The following is a 17,340-nucleotide window of genomic DNA, read 5'->3' as shown; positions in this document are numbered from 1 at the left end:
CCCGGCCGCGCGATGAGCCTCGTCAAGAAATTCGTCACCGTCGGCGGCGGCACGCTCGGCAGCCGGCTGATGGGCTTCGGCCGCGAAATGCTGATGGCGGCAGCCCTCGGCACGGGGCCGATGGCGGAAGCCTTCATGGCCGCCTTCAAGTTCCCGAACCTGTTTCGACGGCTGTTTGCCGAAGGCGCGTTCAATGCCGCCTTCGTGCCGCTCTTCGCCAAGGAGATCGAGGCGGGCGGCATGGAGGGTGCCAAGCGCTTCTCCGAAGAGGTCTTCGGCGTGCTGTTCACGGTGCTGCTCGGGCTGACGATCGTCATGGAACTCGCCATGCCGCTGCTGATGCGCACGATCATCGCGCCCGGCTTTTCCGGCGACAAGTATGACGTGACGGTGCGGCTTGCCGTCATCATGTTCCCCTATCTCGCCTGCATGTCGCTGACGGCGATGCTGTCGGGCATGCTCAATTCCCTGCACCACTATTTTGCCGCCGCGATTGCGCCGATCTTCTTCAACATCGCCATGATCGGCGCGCTGGTCTATGGCCTGTGGATGGATTCCGACGCCATCACGATCGCCTACTATCTCGCCTGGGCGGTGCTGGTCGCTGGCCTGCTGCAGATCCTGGTCCTTTATGTCGGCGTCCGCTTTGCCGGCATGTCCATCGGCTTTCGCCGTCCGCACCTGACGCCGGGCGTGAAGCGGCTGCTGCTATTAGCCTTCCCGGCTGCCGTCACCGGTGGCATCCAGCAGATCAACCTGATCATCGGCCAGGCGATCGCCTCGCTGAAAGAGGGCGCGATCGCCTCGCTGCAATATGCCGACCGGATCTACCAGCTGCCGCTCGGCGTCGTCGGTGTCGCCGTTGGCGTCGTCTTGCTGCCGGAACTGGCGCGGGCGCTGAAGGGTGGCCACAGGGCGGAAGCGGACAACCTGCAGAACCGGTCGATCGAGTTCGCGCTGTTCCTGACCCTGCCGGCCGCGGCCGGCATCTTCGCGCTGGCGCCGGACATCATCCGCCTCGTCTACGAGCGCGGCGCCTTCCGGCCGGAGGCAACCGCGACGGTGGCGGCGGTCCTGACCCTCTTCGGTTTCGGCCTGCCGGGCTTCGTCCTCAACAAGGCCCTCACCCCGGGCTTCTTCGCCCGCGAGGATACGAAGACGCCGATGCGCTTCACGATGATGTCGATGGTCTTCAACACGGTGCTCTCCGTCAGCCTGTTCCCGATCCTGGCTGAGCGCGGCATCGCGCTGGCCGAGACGCTGGCCGGCTGGCTGACTGTCGTCTTGTTGTTCTACACCCTGCGCAAGCGTGGGCATCTGACGATCGAACGCTCGCTCGTCTCGCGGGTCATCCGCATGATGATCGCCTCGGTGATCATGGCCGCCGCCGCGCGCTATGGCGCCAACTATTTCTCCGCCAGCCTGTCGTCGAGCGCGACGTCGCTGGAACAGGCCGCCGTCCTGCTACCGCTGATCGCCGCAGCATTCTTCCTTTATCTCGTCATCGTCTTCGCCATCGGCGGCGCGGATATCGGCATGATCCGCCGCAGCCTGAAGCGCGGACGCGGCAAGCCGGCGGTGGCGGACAAGATGGATGGAGATATCCAGCCATGAAGCGCAAGCTCGGACTGATCACGCTGGTCGTGCGCAAGTATGACGAGGCGCTGGCTTATTACTGTAACGTCCTGGGCTTCGAACGGGTCGAGGATACCCGCCTACCGGACGGCAAGCGCTGGGTCGTCATCCGGCCCGGCGCCGACGGTGCGGCGATGCTTCTGGCCGAAGCCGTCGACGAGCGCCAGCGCATGGCGGTTGGCAACCAGGCCGGCGGCAGGGTCGGCTTTTTCCTGCAAACCGAAGACTTCGCCGCCGATCACCGGCGCATGTGCGAGCGCGGTGTGCGCTTCCTCGATGAGCCGCGTCACGAGGCCTATGGCAGCGTCGCGGTGTTCGAGGACATCTACGGCAACCGCTGGGATCTGATCGAGCCGAAGGAAAGTTAGGCGATCCCCTTGATTGCCGGCTTTCATCTGTGCATAAGCCCGCGCCAGCAGCATCAACCATGGGAACCTTTGTCCTACGGCATGTCGAGCCCATCGCAGGCGACATCTTGCGGTCACGGCATGACGATAATCGAGGCCCTCCACCAGCTCTTTCGAGGACGTACATGAACCAGTTCCAGCCGCTCGTCTTTTCCGGCGTCCAGCCCACCGGCAATCTCCATCTCGGCAATTATCTCGGCGCCATCCGCAAGTTCGTCGCCCTGCAGGCAACCAACGACTGCATCTATTGCGTCGTCGACATGCATGCGCTGACAGCGCAGCTCGTGCACGAGGATCTCAAGGAGCAGACCCGCTCGATCGCCGCAGCCTTCATCGCTTCGGGCATCGACCCGACGAAGCACATCGTCTTCAACCAGTCGGCCGTATCCGGTCATGCCGAGCTCGCCTGGATCTTCAATTGCGTCGCCCGCATCGGCTGGATGAACCGCATGACCCAGTTCAAGGACAAGGCCGGCAAGGACGCCGAGAAGGCCTCGCTCGGCCTTTATGCCTATCCGTCGCTGATGGCCGCCGACATCCTCCTTTACCGCGCCACCCATGTGCCGGTCGGCGACGACCAGAAGCAGCATCTGGAACTGACCCGCGACATCGCCCAGAAGTTCAACCTCGATTTTGCGGCAAAGATCCGCGCTATCGGCAAGGGCATCGACATCAAGGTCGGCGACGAGCCGGTGCATGCCTATTTCCCGATGGTCGAGCCGCTGATCGATGGCCCGGCGCCGCGCGTCATGAGCCTGCGCGACGGCACCAAGAAGATGTCGAAGTCGGACGCGTCCGATCTCTCGCGCATCAACCTGATGGACGATGCCGAGACGATCGCCAAGAAGGTCCGCAAGGCCAAGACCGATGCCGACGGCCTGCCGAGCGAGACGGCGGGTCTTGCCGGACGCCCGGAAGCCGACAACCTCGTCGGCATCTACGCTGCGCTCTCCGACAAGTCGAAGGCCGACGTTCTTGCCGACTTCGGCGGTCAGCAGTTCTCGGCCTTCAAGCCGGCGCTGGCCGACCTCGCCGTCGAGGTGCTGTCGCCGATCACCGGTGAAATGCGCCGCCTGATGGACGACACCGCGCATATCGACGCCATCCTCAAGGACGGCGGCGAACGCGCCAATGCCCGCGCCGAAGTCACCATGAAGGAAGTCCGCGACATCGTCGGCTTCCTGTGATCTGAGTGCCTCGCACCTGTCGCTTCGAGGCCTTCCCACCCGTGTCGGGGAGGGGGCTTGCGAAGCGGGGGGCGCGGTGGCAAAGTCCGCGCCATGGTATCAAAACGTCTTTCACGGCTTGAGGGTCACCGCCGCAAATTCATGGCGGTGATCGACAATACGCCCGAATGTGAACGCGCCGTGCATTATGCGGGGCGCCGGGCGAAGAACTCCACCGGCGGTCTCGTCCTGCTCTTCGTCATTCCGGAAGGCGACTTCCAGCAATGGCTGGGGGTCGAGGAGATCATGCGCGCCGAAGCGCGCGAGGAAGCGGAATCGATCGTCGCCAAGGCGGCGCAGAAGGTGCGCGAGTCGATCGGCATCGAACCGGAAATCGTCATCCGCGAAGGCAGCGCCACCGAGGAGATCAACAGGCTGATCGAGGACGACCGCGACATCGCCATCCTCGTTCTGGCTGCAAGCTCCGCCAAGGAAGGCCCGGGCCCGCTGGTCGCCTCGATCGCCGGCCGCAGCGCCACCTTCCCGATCCCGGTCACGGTCCTGCCGGACACGCTGACCGACGAGGAAATCGACGCGCTCTGCTGATCGTGGGGCGGCGTGGAAATCTGTTCCGGAAATCCTGCATGGTGCGATCATGTTTTCGTGCTATAAGCCGCGCGAGCGCCGACTCCGTCCTTGAACTGGCATGACATTCGGCCTATTTTCTTTTGAAAGATTCTAAAGAATGCCGGTGCGACTTCCGGCACGCGGAGAGATACGATGTTCATTCAGACCGAAGCCACGCCGAACCCGGCGACCCTGAAGTTCCTGCCTGGCAAGGTGGTGCTGGAAACCGGAACGGCGGAATTCCGCTCCGCGACGGAAGCGGAAGCCTCGCCGCTCGCCTCGCGCATCTTCGCGGTGCCGGGCGTGACCGGCGTCTTCTTCGGCTACGACTTCATCACGGTCACCAAGCAGGACCAGGAATGGCAGCACCTGAAGCCGGCGATCCTCGGCGCGATCATGGAGCATTTCATGACCGGCGCGCCGGTCATGGGCAGTGCCGCGCAGGATGATGCCGATCTGGACGGCGAATTCTTCGAGAAGGGCGACGAAACGATTGTCGCGACCATCAAGGAGTTGCTCGAGACCCGCGTGCGCCCGGCGGTTGCCCAGGATGGCGGCGACATCACCTTCCGCGGCTTCCGCGACGGCAAGGTCTATCTGAACATGAAGGGCGCCTGCTCGGGTTGCCCGTCCTCGACCGCGACGCTGAAGCACGGCGTCCAGAACCTGCTCCGTCACTTCGTGCCGGAAGTGCAGGAAGTCGAGGCCGTCTGACCGTGAAGACAAACGGCGGACGGCGATGATCGTCCTGGCACTGGATACGGCGGGGGTCGATTGCTCCGCCGCGCTTTACGACAGCGACACGGATGAAATTCTTGCCGAAGTGAGCGAGACGATCGGGCGCGGCCATGCCGAGCGCCTGATGTCGTTCGTCGACACATGCGTTGAAAAGGCCGGGTTGACGCTCGACGATGTCGGGCGGATTGCCGTGACCATCGGTCCCGGCTCGTTTACCGGCATTCGTGTCGGCGTCGCCGCGGCCCGCGGCTTCGCGCTGGCGCTCGGCGTTCCCGCCGTCGGCATCTCCACGCTGGCGGTTCTCGCCGCAGCGGATGTCGAGGCAAACGGCGGCAAGCCCGTAATGGCGGCGATCGACGCCAAGCGCGGCGAAATCTATTTGCAGGCTTTTAACTCTCGGGGCGTAGCATCAGATCAGGCAGTGGTCGTGAGCGTGGAGGACGCAAGATCGGCCGCAGCGGCGTTTGACGGCAGGATCGTCGGATCCGGTGCAGCGCTCATTGCCGGCGAGGGGAGGGAAGCGGACGTGGATCATTACCCGATCAGGACACTGGCAAGGCTGGCATCAGCCGAAGACGCCAGTATGGTGCGACCGAAGCCGCTCTATCTGAGAGGCCCGGATGCCAAGCCGCAAAGCGGATTTGCTCTCGCACGGAAATGAACGACATGCTGGCTTCCTTTCTTTCCTTCAAACCGGAATTCGAAATTCTGGCGATGGACGCCTCCGATTGCCGACGGGTGGCCGAGGTGCATGCCGAACGCTTTTCCCGGCCGTGGAATGACGGCGAGTTCGAAAGCCTGCTGACCCAGGAAAACGTCTTCGGTTACGTCGCCCGCCAGCGCAACACGGTTTTCGGCAAGCCGGTCGCCGGCTTCGTACTGGCTCGCGAGGTGGCCGGTGAGGCCGAAATCCTGACGATCGCGGTCGGCAGCAAGTATGGCCGCTTCGGCCTTGGCTGGCGGCTGATGCTGGCGGCCCTGCACGAGGCAAACCGTCGCGGCGGCGAAGCGATCTTCCTCGAAGTCGACGACACCAATGCCGCAGCCCTGGCGCTCTACCGCAAGATGGGCTTCCAGAAGGTGGGCGAACGCCCGGCCTATTACTCCGATCCCAAAATTGGCAAGACCTCCGCGCTCGTCATGCGGCGGGATCTCCGCTAGCCTTGGCGGATCTTTTTGCAGGACATGGCATGATGGAGAGCAGCCGCTGATGGTCTGGTTGCGTACCGCAATGGTGGCGGTCGTATTGCTGGTGACGACGCTCGTCCTCCTGCCGTTCCAGCTCGTCGGCCTGAAATTCGACCTGCCGATGGCAAGGCGCATTCCGCGCTGGTGGCATTGGGTCGCCTGCCGGGTGCTGAACATCCGCGTGCGGGTCCATGGCAGGCTGGAGACCCGGCGTCCGCTGATGCTGGCGTCGAGCCACGCCTCCTGGCTCGATATCCTCGTGCTCGGTTCGGTCGCCGACGTCGCCTTCATCGCCAAGTCGGAGGTCAAGGGCTGGCCGGTCTTCGGTCATCTCGCCCGCTGGCAGAACTCCGTCTTCATCGAGCGCGAACAGAAGCGCGCCACTGGCAAGCAGGTGAGCGAGATCGCGCTGCGCATGGCCAAGGGCGAGGTCATCGTCCTGTTCGCCGAGGGCACGACCGGCGACGGCAACCGCGTGCTGCCGTTCAAGACGTCGCTGTTCGGTGCCGCGACGTCCGCGCTCGTCTCGGCGCCCGACGGCATCGTCTACATCCAGCCGGTGGCGATCGCCTATACCGGCTATCACGGCGTGCCGATGGGTCGCTATCATCGACCGGTTGCCGTCTGGGTGGGCGACGCGGATCTGCTGCCGCATCTCGCCGGCATCCTGCGTGCGGGTGCCTTCGAGGTCGATATAGGTTTCGGCGAACCCCTTCCGTTTACCGCCGAGACGAAGCGCAAGGATGCGGCGGCGGTGCTTGAGGACCGCGTGCGGACCATGCTGCAGACGCATCTGCACGGCCGCGATATCGACTGAGGCGCCGCCGGCGCATTTTTTGATTTCATCGCGGACCGAAAAACACTAAATAGCGGCCATGACCCAGGATATCACTGTTCTCGACGCCCCGAAGGAACTCCTTCGCGATGGCTCGAACCGGCGCAAGGTTTTCATCAAGACCTATGGCTGCCAGATGAATGTCTACGATTCAGGCCGGATGAGCGACGCGCTCGACCGCGACGGATACGATCAGACGGAAGATCTCGGCGAGGCCGATCTGGTGCTGATCAACACCTGCCACATCCGCGAGAAGGCCGCCGAGAAGGTCTATTCGCAGCTCGGCCGGTTGCGCGACATGAAGAAGGCGCGCGAGGCGGAAGGCCGCGAATTCATGATCGGCGTCGCCGGTTGCGTCGCACAGGCGGAGGGCGAGGAAATCCTACGCCGGGCGCCGGCCGTCGATGTCGTCATCGGCCCGCAGACCTATCACCGCCTGCCGGAAGCGCTGAAGCGCGCCAAGTCCGGCGAGCGCGTCATCGACACCGAATATGCGATCGAGGACAAGTTCGAGCATCTGCCGGCAACCGGCAAGGCGACCATCCGCGCCCGCGGCGTCACGTCCTTCCTCACCGTGCAGGAAGGCTGCGACAAGTTCTGCACATTCTGCGTGGTGCCATATACGCGCGGTGCCGAAGTATCGCGTCCGCTCGCCCAGATCGTCGACGAGGCGCAGAAACTTGTGGATGGCGGGGTGCGCGAAATCACCCTTCTCGGCCAGAATGTCAACGCCTGGCACGGCGTCGACGGCGCCGGTCGGGAGATGACGCTCGGCGATCTTCTCTATCGGTTGGCAGAGATTCCGGGGCTCGCCCGGCTGCGCTACACGACCAGCCATCCGCGCGACATGGACGACCGGCTGATTGCCGCGCATCGAGACCTGCGGGCCCTTATGCCCTACCTGCACCTGCCGGTGCAGTCGGGGTCGGACCGCATATTGAAGGCCATGAACCGCCGCCATACGGCGGACGACTATGTGCGGCTGATCGGCAAGATCCGCGATGCCCGCCCTGATATCGCCATTTCCGGGGATTTTATTGTCGGTTTCCCGGGCGAAACGGACGCCGACTTCGAAGACACGATGAAGATCGTCGAGACGGTCAGATACGCGCAGGCTTACTCGTTCAAATATTCGACAAGGCCCGGAACGCCCGGCGCGGACCTGAAGGATCAGGTGCCGGAAGACGTGAAGGCCGAACGCCTGGAGCGGCTGCAGGCACTGTTGATCCGCCAGCAGCACGAGTTTGCGGAGGAGTGCGTCGGCCGCGAGGTGGACGTTCTTCTGGAGAAGCCGGGTCGCTACGACGGCCAGTTGATCGGTCGTTCGCCCTGGCTGCAGTCAGTAATAGTTGATGCAAAAGCTTTGCAAATCGGTGACATTGTTAAGGTACGAATCACCGGAACCGGCCCGAACAGTCTGATTGCCGAGGTGGCACAGAATTAGGGCTGACGTTACAGGAGCCAGACCCGCTTGAACGGACAGGAATTGGTAGCTACCTCTTCGCGTACCAGCAAAACTGCAGCGGCCGACGCCAACCACTTTGTCTTGACGTTCGAAAACAACCGGCTGGCCAGCGATCTCTTCGGACAATTCGACCAGAACCTGAAGCTGCTTGAGGAGCGCCTGCACATCGATGCCCGCGCCCGCGGCAATTCGGTGTCGATCAGCGGCGAGCTTCAGGCCACCAACCAGGCCCGCCGGGCACTCGATTATCTCTACGACAGGCTGCAGAGCGGCGCTTCGGTAGAAACCTCCGACGTCGAGGGTGCGATCCGCATGGCGGTGGCCGCCGACGACCAGCTGAGCCTGCCCACCATGGAGCGTAAGGCCAAGCTGACGATGGCGCAGATTTCCACCCGCAAGAAGACGATCGCCGCCCGCACGCCGACGCAGGACGCCTATATCCGGGCGCTCGACCGCACCGAGCTCGTCTTCGGCGTCGGCCCGGCCGGCACGGGCAAGACCTATCTCGCCGTCGCCCATGCGGCTCAATTGCTGGAGCGCGGCCAGGTCGACCGCATCATCCTGTCGCGTCCGGCCGTCGAAGCGGGCGAACGCCTGGGCTTCCTGCCCGGCGACATGAAGGAAAAGGTCGACCCCTATCTGCGTCCGCTCTATGACGCGCTCTACGACATGATGCCCGGCGACAAGGTGGAGCGGGCGATCACCGCCGGTGTCATCGAAATCGCGCCGCTCGCCTTCATGCGCGGCCGCACGCTGGCGAACGCCGCCGTCATCCTCGACGAGGCGCAGAATACCACCTCGATGCAGATGAAGATGTTCCTGACGCGTCTTGGCGAAAACGCCCGGATGATCATCACCGGCGACCCGAGCCAGGTCGACCTGCCGCGTGGCGTCAAGTCGGGCCTCGTCGAAGCCCTGCAGATCCTCAAGGGCGTGGAAGGCGTGTCGACCATCCGCTTCAAGGATGTCGACGTCGTGCGCCATCCGCTCGTCGCCCGCATCGTGCGGGCCTATGAGAGCCAGACGGCGGTGCCGGACGAAAGCGAGAGCGTGGAGCGCTGATGACGACGGCCGACATCGGCCCCGACCTCGATATCCAGATATCGGTGGAAGCGGGCGACTGGCCATCCGAGGATGCGCTTGAGACGCTCGCCGCGCGCGTGCTGATGACCGCGGCTGCGTTTCTCGAGCGCGAAGAGGAACAGCCGTTTCCCGAAATGCCGGTCGAGCTGTCGCTGGTCTTCGCCGACGACGAGATGATCCGCGGCATCAACGCCGAATGGCGCGACAAGGACAAACCGACCAACGTCCTCTCCTTCCCCGCCTTCCCCCTTGAACCGGGGGGTATGCCGGGACCGATGCTTGGTGATATCATTATCGCTAAGGAGATCGTCGAGCGCGAGGCGGCCGATCTGGACAAGACGTTCGACGAACATTTGACGCATTTGTTGGTTCATGGATTTTTGCATCTTTTCGGATACGATCACATCGAAATATCCGAAGCGGAAGAAATGGAAGAGCTGGAGACTCGCATTCTGGCGGTTCTAGGCCTATCTGACCCCTATCAGGGCCAGGACCCGGTTTGACAGTAAGGAACAATGAACGACTACCCGACAGACACCGGCACTAACGCCGGCGAAGGCACCGAGCCTTCTTCCTCGGAAGAGGGAAGCAGTCCGCACAGGACCGAAACCGGTGCGAAATCCGCCACCTCGTTCTGGACGCGCGCCGCGCGCTTCCTGAAGGGCCAGCAGAGTTCCGGCCTCAGAGAAAACCTTGCCGACGCGCTGATGACCTATGCCGAGGGAGATGACGACTTCTCCCCGGAAGAGCGCGCGATGCTGCACAATATCCTCCGCTTCCGCGAGGTGCGGGTCGAGGATGTGATGATCCCGCGCGCCGACATCGAGGCGGTGGAGCAGTCGATCACCATCGGCGAACTCATCGTTCTGTTCGAGGAAAGCGGTCGCTCGCGCATGCCGGTCTACTGCGACACGCTGGACGACCCGCGCGGCATGGTCCATATCCGCGATCTCCTGTCCTATCTGACCAAGCAGGCGCGCAACAAGCGGCGCAACGGTTCGCGCAATGGCACTACCGCAGCGGCACCCGCCGTCAACGGCGAAAAGCCGGCGGCCGAAAAGCCGCCGCGCGTCCCCAAGCCCAATTTCGATCTCGGCCGCGTCGATCTCGACAAGACGGTCGTCGAAGCCGGCATCATCCGCAAGATCCTGTTCGTTCCGCCGTCGATGCTGGCCTCGGATCTCCTGACCCGAATGCAGGCCAATCGCACGCAGATGGCGCTGGTGATCGACGAATATGGCGGCACCGATGGCCTCGTCTCGCATGAGGACATCGTCGAGGTCGTGGTCGGCGACATCGACGACGAGCATGACGACGAAGAGGCGATGTTCACCCGCGTCTCCGCCGACGTGATGATTGCCGATGCCCGTGTCGAACTCGAGGAACTCGCCGAGGAGCTGGGCCCCGATTTCGACGTCAAGCAGCACACCGAGGAAATCGATACTCTGGGCGGCCTGATCTTCTCGGCGCTCGGCCGCATTCCGGTCCGCGGCGAAGTGGTGCAGGCGCTGCCCGGTTTCGAGTTCCAGATCCTCGACGCCGACCCGCGGCGGGTCAAGCGCGTGCGCATCCTGCGCAAGCGCCAGGCCGTGCGCCGCCGCGCTGTCAAGGGCGAGCCGGAACCGGTCGCCGCCAAGCCCGAGGCCGCCAGCGACGACGCCCCGGCCGCCAAGGCAGACGTCTGAGCAATCTCTTGACGAATTGGTGGAGGCCGGCCGCGATCAAAGGTCGCGAACGGCCGGATTGCGCGACAAGCCCTGCTTTTTTTGGAAGACTGCCGGAGTGATTCGGCGGTGACTTTGCCGGGCTCTGCCGATGAATGCGGGGACCGGCATCAGGAAGATGGGGACCAGGCATGCAAGGGCTCGCAAACAGGATCATGCTCCTGTGGGGATTTCGGCGGGCGCTGGTCGCCATTCTCGCCGGTGCGGTCGGGGTGCTGGCGCTGCCGCCCTTGGGTTTCTTCGCCGCCCTGTTCGTCTCCTTCACGATCCTGACATGGCTGATGGACGGCAATGCCGGCGATGAATATGGCGGCGTGTGGGGACGCCTGCGCGCCGATTTCGCCACCGGCTGGCTGTTCGGCCTCGGCTATTTCGTGGCCGGCCTCTGGTGGCTCGGCAATGCGTTGCTGGTCGATGCGGAGGGCTTTGCCTGGGCGATCCCCTTCGCCGTGCTCGGCCTGCCGGCGGTGCTGGCGATATACTACGGACTGGCGACGGCGGCGGCCGGCCTGTTGTGGTCGGAAGGCTGGGGCAGGCTTGCAGCCCTGGCGGCGGCATTTGGCCTTGCCGAATGGCTGAGAAGCGTTCTCCTGACCGGCTTTCCCTGGAATGCGATCGGATACGGCGCCATGCCGATCCCGGTGATGATGCAGTCGGCGCACGTCATCGGCCTGTTCGGCGTGACGCTGCTTGCCGTCTTAGTATTCGCCGCACCCGCGCTCCTCGGATCGCCGGGGTCGCGCCGCACCGGCATCGTCATCGCCTGCCTGATCGGGCTGCTGCACATCGGTTACGGTGCCTACCGGCTTGAGGCCGCGCCGGACGTCAAGGGCGATGCCGTTGCCGTCCGTCTGGTGCAGCCGGACATCGACCAGTCGAAGAAGCTCGACGACAAGGAACGCGCCTCGATCTTCGAGGAGCATCTGGCGCTGTCGTCGGCGCCGCCGGCGGACGGCAAGCCGGAGCCGAAGATCATTGTCTGGCCGGAAACCTCCATTCCCTTCATCCTCACCCAGAATCCCGACGCACTGACGCGGATCGCCGACGTCCTGAAGCCGGGGCAGATCCTCATTGCCGGCGCGGTCCGCTCCGAGGACATGCTGCCGGGCACGCCGCCCCGCTACTACAATTCCATCTATGTCATCGACGACGACGGACAGATCGTGGCGGCGTCCGACAAGGTGCATCTCGTTCCCTTCGGTGAATATGTGCCGTTCGAGGATGTTCTCGACGATTACGGCATCGCCAATGTTTCGGAGATGCCCGGCGGCTATTCGTCCGGGAACACGCGGTCGCTCCTGAAACTGCCCGACGGCATGACCTTCTATCCGCTGATCTGCTACGAAATCATCTTCCCGGGCGAGATGCAGGACGCGGCAGGGGTCGCCGACGCGCTCCTGAACGTTACCAATGACGCTTGGTTCGGCGATACGCCCGGACCCTATCAGCATTTCCTCCAGGCCCGCGTCCGGGCGGTCGAACTCGGCATGCCGCTGATCCGGGCCGCCAATAATGGCATATCGGCGCTTGTCGACCCTTACGGCCGCGTCGTCGCCGGGCTCGGGTCCGGCAAAAGAGGATTTATAGATACAAGTTTTACTAGAAGTTCTGAAATAACGTCGGACGACTTAATACGCCGTTATGCATTTTGGACGCTTCTTGCAATTTCAATCACAATTGCGACGCTTTCGCGTGTAAGTTTTGTTTCTAACAAGAATTGACCAAAAACCCCTAAAATTGCATAGTGCGAAAATTGGCAGTCTTGATAAGGTCTGTGGTGACAATCGCGTCTGGTCGGTTGAACACCTTTCGAGCTTGACGGGCAGCGGGCTATAGCGATGAAGGCAACTGGAACAAACTATGGTAGAAAACAAGAAAAAGCCGAATCCGATCGATGTGCATGTCGGCAGCCGCATACGGCTGCGTCGCACGATGTTGGGAATGAGTCAGGAAAAGTTGGGCGAAGCGCTGGGCATCACGTTCCAGCAGATCCAGAAATACGAGAAGGGCACGAACCGGGTCGGCGCCAGCCGTCTGCAGAATATCTCCGGTATTCTGAACGTTCCGGTCTCCTTCTTCTTTGAGGACGCCCCCGGTGACCAGTCGGTTGGCCCGTCCGGCATGGCCGAAGCGTCCAGTTCCAATTATGTGGTGGATTTCCTGTCCTCGTCGGAAGGTCTGCAGCTCAACCGCGCCTTCGTGAAGATCAGCGACCCGAAGGTGCGCCGCAAGCTCGTCGACCTGGTCAAGGCGCTGGCCGCCGAGGCCGAGAGCGAGTAAGCGACGGAGATCGCTAACAGCACTTGCAGAAAAAGCGGCATTTGGCCGCTTTTTTTGTGCTTTGGCCCCGGAAATCGGTCATATAAAGATATATTTATGTCCTTCTGCGCTTGTCATCTCGCGCCGGAATGACTACACAGTTTGCGCCTAGATTCATTGAGGGAAATCCCGCATGCGCGCTAACTATCTGTTTACCAGCGAGTCCGTTTCCGAAGGCCATCCCGACAAGGTTTGCGACCGCATTTCGGACGAGATCGTCGACCTCGTCTACCGCGAAGCCGCCAAGACCGGCGTCGATCCCTGGGGCGTCCGCATTGCCTGCGAAACGCTGGCGACCACCAACCGCGTGATCATCGCCGGTGAGGTGCGTGTGCCGCCAAGCCTGATGAAGAAGGACAAGAACGGCAACGACGTCATCAACCCGTCGAAGTTCAAGTCCGCAGCGCGCAAGGCGATCCGCTCGATCGGCTACGAGCAGGATGGTTTCCACTGGAAGACGGTCAAGATCGACGTGCTGCTGCACTCGCAGTCTGCCGACATCGCGCAGGGCGTAGACAATGCGTCGGACCGCCAGGGCGACGAAGGTGCCGGCGACCAGGGCATCATGTTCGGTTACGCCTGCCGCGAAACGCCGGACCTGATGCCGGCGCCGATCTACTATTCGCACCGGATCCTGCAGCTGCTGGCCGATGCGCGCAAGAAGGGCGAGGGCGAGGCCGCCAAGCTCGGCCCCGACGCCAAGAGCCAGGTCACCGTTCGCTACATCGACGGCAAGGCCGCCGAAGCGGTGTCGATCGTGCTCTCCACCCAGCATCTCGATGCGTCCTGGGATTCCAAGAAGGTCCGTTCCGTCGTCGAACCCTATATCCGCGAAGCGCTGGGCGAACTCAAGATCGCCGACGATTGCGTCTGGTACATCAACCCGACCGGCAAGTTCGTCATCGGCGGCCCGGACGGCGACGCCGGCCTGACAGGCCGCAAGATCATCGTCGACACCTATGGCGGCGCGGCTCCCCATGGCGGCGGCGCCTTCTCCGGCAAGGACACGACCAAGGTCGACCGTTCGGCCGCCTATGTGGCGCGCTACCTCGCCAAGAACGTCGTGGCGGCAAACCTCGCCGAGCGCTGCACGATCCAGCTGTCCTACGCCATCGGCGTGGCGCAGCCGCTGTCGATCTATGTTGACCTGCACGGCACCGGCAAGAACGTCACGGAAGATCAGGTCGAGCAGGCGATCCGCAAGGTGATCGACCTGTCGCCGTCGGGCATCCGCCGGCACCTCGATCTCAACAAGCCGATCTACGCCCGCACCTCCGCCTATGGCCACTTCGGCCGCAAGGCCGGCCGTGACGGCTCGTTCTCCTGGGAGCGCCTCGACCTCGTCAAGCCGCTGAAGGAAGCCATCAAGGCCTGATGACCATGGACAATGACGGGCGCCGCTCGCGGGCAACGGAAGCCTTTTTCGGACGGCGCAAGGGCAAGCCCCTGCGCCGCCACCAGCAGGATGTGCTGGAAGGCGCGCTGCCGGACGCGAAGATCGATCTGACGGCGCAAGCGCCGTCGGATTTGCGCGCGCTGTTTTCGCGGCCGGTCGAGACGATCCGGCTGGAGATTGGTTTCGGCGGCGGCGAGCATCTGGCCCATCGCGCCGGCGAAAATCCCCAGATCGGCTTCATCGGCGTCGAGCCGTTCGTCAATTCCATGGCCAAGCTCCTGATCGTCCGCGAGGATGAGGGGCTCGACAATATCCGTGTCTATGACGACGACGCGACGCAGCTTCTCGACTGGATGCCGGACGCTTCGGTCGATCACATCGACCTGCTCTATCCCGATCCCTGGCCGAAGAAGAAGCATTGGAAGCGCCGTTTCGTCTCGCAGGTCAATCTTGCCCGCTTCCACCGGGTGCTGAAGCCCGGCGGACTGTTCTGCTTCGCCTCAGATATCGATACCTATGTCAACTGGACGCTGACCCATTGCCGCGACCACGGCGGCTTCGAGTGGACGGCGCGCAATGCGTCCGACTGGCTGACGCCGTATGCCGGCTGGCCGGGCACGCGCTACGAGGCCAAGGCCAAGCGCGAAGGTCGCTCTTCGGCCTATCTCACATTCCGGCGGGTTTGAGCGGCCGCGTCGGGCCGCCGGCGCTTTCGGTGATTTTCAGTTGTCTCAGTGCAGGCTGACGGGTGTCAGCTCGTCTTCGGCTGCCTTGAAGAAGGTGCTGGAGCGATTGTCGGTCAGCAGGATCGGCGTGCCGTCGGCGCCGAACAGCGCCCAGAGATCCAGCGTCGGATCGATTTCCGGCGCTTCCGGGAAGCAGCGCGAAATATCCTCGTGACGCATCTTGCGGATATAGCCCACTTCGCCTTCGCCCAGATGCGCGAACTCGGTGAGCGTCAGTTTAGAATGGGTCGCCTTCATCTGCATTTCAGTCCTCCACAGCCAGGAGACCGGACCTGTGTCCGTTGTCCTACTGTGAAACCGAAATGTTAATTTTCTTTACCATGCGCGCCGGCTCCGGACGAATAAGGTCGACGCAGAGCAGGCCGTTGCGCAGGCTCGCGCCGAGCACCTGCATGCCCTCGGCGAGCACGAACATGCGCTGGAACTGGCGGGCGGCAATACCGCGATAGAGGTAGTCGCGTTCCTCCTGCTCGATCTGCCGGCCTCGGATGATGAGCTGGTTTTCCTCGGTCGTCACGTCGAGGTCGTCTTCGGAAAAGCCGGCGACGGCAAGCGTGATGCGCAGCTTCTCCGGATCGCCGGATCGCCGGTCGGCGCCGATGCGTTCGATATTGTAGGGGGGATAACCGTCGCTCGCCTTGGAGATGCGCTCCAGCGTCTTTTCCATGGCGTCAAAGCCCAGGAGAAGCGGGCTGGCGAAAGGGGGCATGCGGCTCATCGTTCTTCAAGTCCTTGCGTTCAAGCGACCTTGACGGACCCGCCGGGCGGCATCCGCTGCCGGTCAATATGGGGATGCCGCGCCCGCCGTGCAACACGAGGCCGCACCTTTTGGCGAAGTTTTGCGAGGACCTGGTGGACGTCGGATCGGCTGCCGGTTTCGGTCGGCCATGCCGGCTTGACTTTCGCCCCGTCTGTCTTTTTCAATCCGGTCTTCCTCGGGCCGCAAGCGGCCGCCACTCTCCCAGACAGGACGACAAAATGGCCTCTCCCAGAAAGATCATCATCGACACGGACCCCGGACAGGATGACGCCGCCGCCATCATGCTGGCATTCGGCAGCCCGGAGGAGATCGAGGTTCTGGGCATCACAGCGGTGGCCGGCAACGTGCCGCTGGCGAAGACCAGCCGCAATGTCCGGCTGCTCTGCGAAGTCTGCGGCCGGACCGATACCAAGGTGTTCGCCGGCGCCGACAAGCCGATCGCAAGGCCGCTGGTGACGGCCGAGCACGTCCACGGCAAGACCGGTCTGGACGGCCCGGAATGGTGGGAGCCGACTATGCCGCTGCAGGACGGGCATGCCGTCGACTTCATCATCGACACGCTGCGCCGCGAGCCGGAAGGCACGGTGACGCTCTGCACGCTCGGCCCGCTGACCAACATCGCGCTGGCGCTGCAGAAGGCGCCGGACATCGCGCCGCGCGTGAAGGAGCTGGTGATGATGGGCGGCGCCTATTTCGAGGTCGGCAACATCACCCCGGCCGCCGAATTCAACATCTATGTCGATCCGGAAGCCGCAGCCGTGGTGTTCCGCGCCGGCATTCCGATCGTGATGATGCCGCTCGACGTCACCCACAAGCTGCTGACATTGAAGCGCCGGGTCGCCAGGATGGCGGAGATCGGCACCAAGGCGGCCAAGGTCATGGTCGAGATGCTGGAATTCTTCGAGCGCTTCGACATCGAGAAATACGGCTCCGACGGCGGCCCGCTGCACGACCCGTCCGTCATAGCCTATCTGATCCGGCCGGAGCTCTTCTCCGGACGAGACTGCAATGTCGAGATCGAGACGCAGTCGGAACTGACGCTCGGCATGACCGTCGTCGACTGGTGGAAGGTGACCGACCGCAAGGTGAACGCCAAGGTGATCGGCGACGCCGACGCGGAAGGCTTCTTCAATCTGCTGACCGAGCGGCTGGGCCGCCTGTAAGGCGAGCGGCAAAGGAAAGTCCCCTCTCCCTGCATGCGGGGAGAAGGGACGGTGCCGCTGGCGCATCGTCCGCAGTCCATATTGCTTC

At 63.3% G+C, this 17,340-nt stretch carries 19 protein-coding genes; 17 read left to right on the top strand and 2 right to left on the bottom strand.

Features of this window, described 5'->3' with window-relative positions; translation table 11 throughout:
- Window positions 1–12: 12 nt before the first annotated feature.
- The 16 genes from murJ to trmB all read left to right on the top strand — a co-directional run bounded on the left by murJ (window position 13) and on the right by trmB (window position 15,269).
- Window positions 13–1,614, top strand: coding sequence for a murein biosynthesis integral membrane protein MurJ (gene murJ / locus NN662_RS16920; protein WP_261931392.1), 1,602 nt, complete (start codon window positions 13–15; stop codon window positions 1,612–1,614).
- Window positions 1,611–2,003, top strand: a complete 393-nt coding sequence (locus tag NN662_RS16915) for a VOC family protein (protein WP_261931391.1) — start codon at window positions 1,611–1,613, stop codon at window positions 2,001–2,003. Before murJ ends, NN662_RS16915 begins: the two co-directional genes overlap by 4 nt.
- A gap of 164 nt (window positions 2,004–2,167) precedes the next feature.
- Window positions 2,168–3,229, top strand: a complete 1,062-nt coding sequence (trpS, locus tag NN662_RS16910; protein WP_261931390.1) for a tryptophan--tRNA ligase — start codon at window positions 2,168–2,170, stop codon at window positions 3,227–3,229.
- A gap of 93 nt (window positions 3,230–3,322) precedes the next feature.
- Window positions 3,323–3,814 carry a universal stress protein gene (locus NN662_RS16905; RefSeq protein ID WP_261931389.1) on the top strand — a complete coding sequence of 164 codons (492 nt, stop codon included), beginning with the start codon at window positions 3,323–3,325 and terminating at the stop codon, window positions 3,812–3,814.
- A gap of 174 nt (window positions 3,815–3,988) precedes the next feature.
- Window positions 3,989–4,549, top strand: coding sequence for a NifU family protein (locus NN662_RS16900; RefSeq protein ID WP_261931388.1), 561 nt, complete (start codon window positions 3,989–3,991; stop codon window positions 4,547–4,549).
- Between the two features lie 25 nt (window positions 4,550–4,574).
- Entirely contained in the window at window positions 4,575–5,234 is a 660-nt protein-coding gene (gene tsaB, locus NN662_RS16895; RefSeq protein WP_261931387.1) for a tRNA (adenosine(37)-N6)-threonylcarbamoyltransferase complex dimerization subunit type 1 TsaB, read from the top strand.
- A gap of 5 nt (window positions 5,235–5,239) precedes the next feature.
- The gene (rimI, locus tag NN662_RS16890) at window positions 5,240–5,734 is read left to right on the top strand and encodes a ribosomal protein S18-alanine N-acetyltransferase (RefSeq protein WP_261931386.1); all 495 of its coding nucleotides are present in this window, start codon (window positions 5,240–5,242) and stop codon (window positions 5,732–5,734) included.
- Window positions 5,735–5,783: 49 nt separating this feature from the next.
- The gene (locus NN662_RS16885) at window positions 5,784–6,578 is read left to right on the top strand and encodes a lysophospholipid acyltransferase family protein (protein WP_261931385.1); all 795 of its coding nucleotides are present in this window, start codon (window positions 5,784–5,786) and stop codon (window positions 6,576–6,578) included.
- Window positions 6,579–6,636: 58 nt separating this feature from the next.
- Complete coding sequence (gene miaB, locus NN662_RS16880; protein ID WP_261931384.1) at window positions 6,637–8,040, top strand: tRNA (N6-isopentenyl adenosine(37)-C2)-methylthiotransferase MiaB; 1,404 nt, start codon at window positions 6,637–6,639, stop codon at window positions 8,038–8,040.
- Window positions 8,041–8,067: 27 nt separating this feature from the next.
- Window positions 8,068–9,123 (top strand): PhoH family protein, encoded by a 1,056-nt coding sequence (locus tag NN662_RS16875; RefSeq protein WP_261931383.1) that lies wholly within the window; start codon window positions 8,068–8,070, stop codon window positions 9,121–9,123.
- Window positions 9,123–9,647, top strand: coding sequence for an rRNA maturation RNase YbeY (gene ybeY / locus NN662_RS16870; protein WP_261931382.1), 525 nt, complete (start codon window positions 9,123–9,125; stop codon window positions 9,645–9,647). Before NN662_RS16875 ends, ybeY begins: the two co-directional genes overlap by 1 nt.
- 12 nt (window positions 9,648–9,659) lie before the next feature.
- Window positions 9,660–10,829, top strand: coding sequence for a transporter associated domain-containing protein (locus tag NN662_RS16865; RefSeq protein ID WP_261931381.1), 1,170 nt, complete (start codon window positions 9,660–9,662; stop codon window positions 10,827–10,829).
- A gap of 170 nt (window positions 10,830–10,999) precedes the next feature.
- Complete coding sequence (lnt, locus tag NN662_RS16860) at window positions 11,000–12,589, top strand: apolipoprotein N-acyltransferase (protein WP_261931380.1); 1,590 nt, start codon at window positions 11,000–11,002, stop codon at window positions 12,587–12,589.
- 139 nt (window positions 12,590–12,728) lie between these two features.
- Window positions 12,729–13,148 carry a helix-turn-helix domain-containing protein gene (locus tag NN662_RS16855; protein WP_261931379.1) on the top strand — a complete coding sequence of 140 codons (420 nt, stop codon included), beginning with the start codon at window positions 12,729–12,731 and terminating at the stop codon, window positions 13,146–13,148.
- A gap of 172 nt (window positions 13,149–13,320) precedes the next feature.
- Window positions 13,321–14,562, top strand: coding sequence for a methionine adenosyltransferase (gene metK / locus NN662_RS16850; protein WP_261931378.1), 1,242 nt, complete (start codon window positions 13,321–13,323; stop codon window positions 14,560–14,562).
- Window positions 14,563–14,567: 5 nt separating this feature from the next.
- Window positions 14,568–15,269, top strand: coding sequence for a tRNA (guanosine(46)-N7)-methyltransferase TrmB (gene trmB / locus NN662_RS16845; RefSeq protein WP_261932004.1), 702 nt, complete (start codon window positions 14,568–14,570; stop codon window positions 15,267–15,269).
- A 45-nt stretch (window positions 15,270–15,314) separates the two neighbouring features.
- On the opposite strand, the gene NN662_RS16840 is transcribed toward trmB, so the two are convergent.
- Together NN662_RS16840 and NN662_RS16835 are read right to left on the bottom strand one after the other, a co-directional pair.
- Window positions 15,315–15,572, bottom strand: a complete 258-nt coding sequence (locus tag NN662_RS16840; RefSeq protein WP_261931377.1) for a DUF1150 family protein — start codon at window positions 15,570–15,572, stop codon at window positions 15,315–15,317.
- A 43-nt stretch (window positions 15,573–15,615) separates the two neighbouring features.
- Window positions 15,616–16,047 (bottom strand): Hsp20 family protein, encoded by a 432-nt coding sequence (locus NN662_RS16835; protein ID WP_261931376.1) that lies wholly within the window; start codon window positions 16,045–16,047, stop codon window positions 15,616–15,618.
- A gap of 260 nt (window positions 16,048–16,307) precedes the next feature.
- On the opposite strand from NN662_RS16835, the gene NN662_RS16830 reads away from it, so the two are divergent.
- Window positions 16,308–17,252 carry a nucleoside hydrolase gene (locus NN662_RS16830; protein ID WP_261931375.1) on the top strand — a complete coding sequence of 315 codons (945 nt, stop codon included), beginning with the start codon at window positions 16,308–16,310 and terminating at the stop codon, window positions 17,250–17,252.
- The last annotated feature ends 88 nt before the right edge of the window (window positions 17,253–17,340 follow it).

Origin of the sequence: Rhizobium sp. NRK18, from assembly GCF_024385575.1 — a bacterium.
Taxonomy (GTDB): Bacteria; Pseudomonadota; Alphaproteobacteria; order Rhizobiales; family Rhizobiaceae; genus JANFMV01.
The sequence above is the reverse complement of the archived record's forward strand: the minus strand, read 5'-3'. Positions and strand labels throughout refer to the sequence as shown.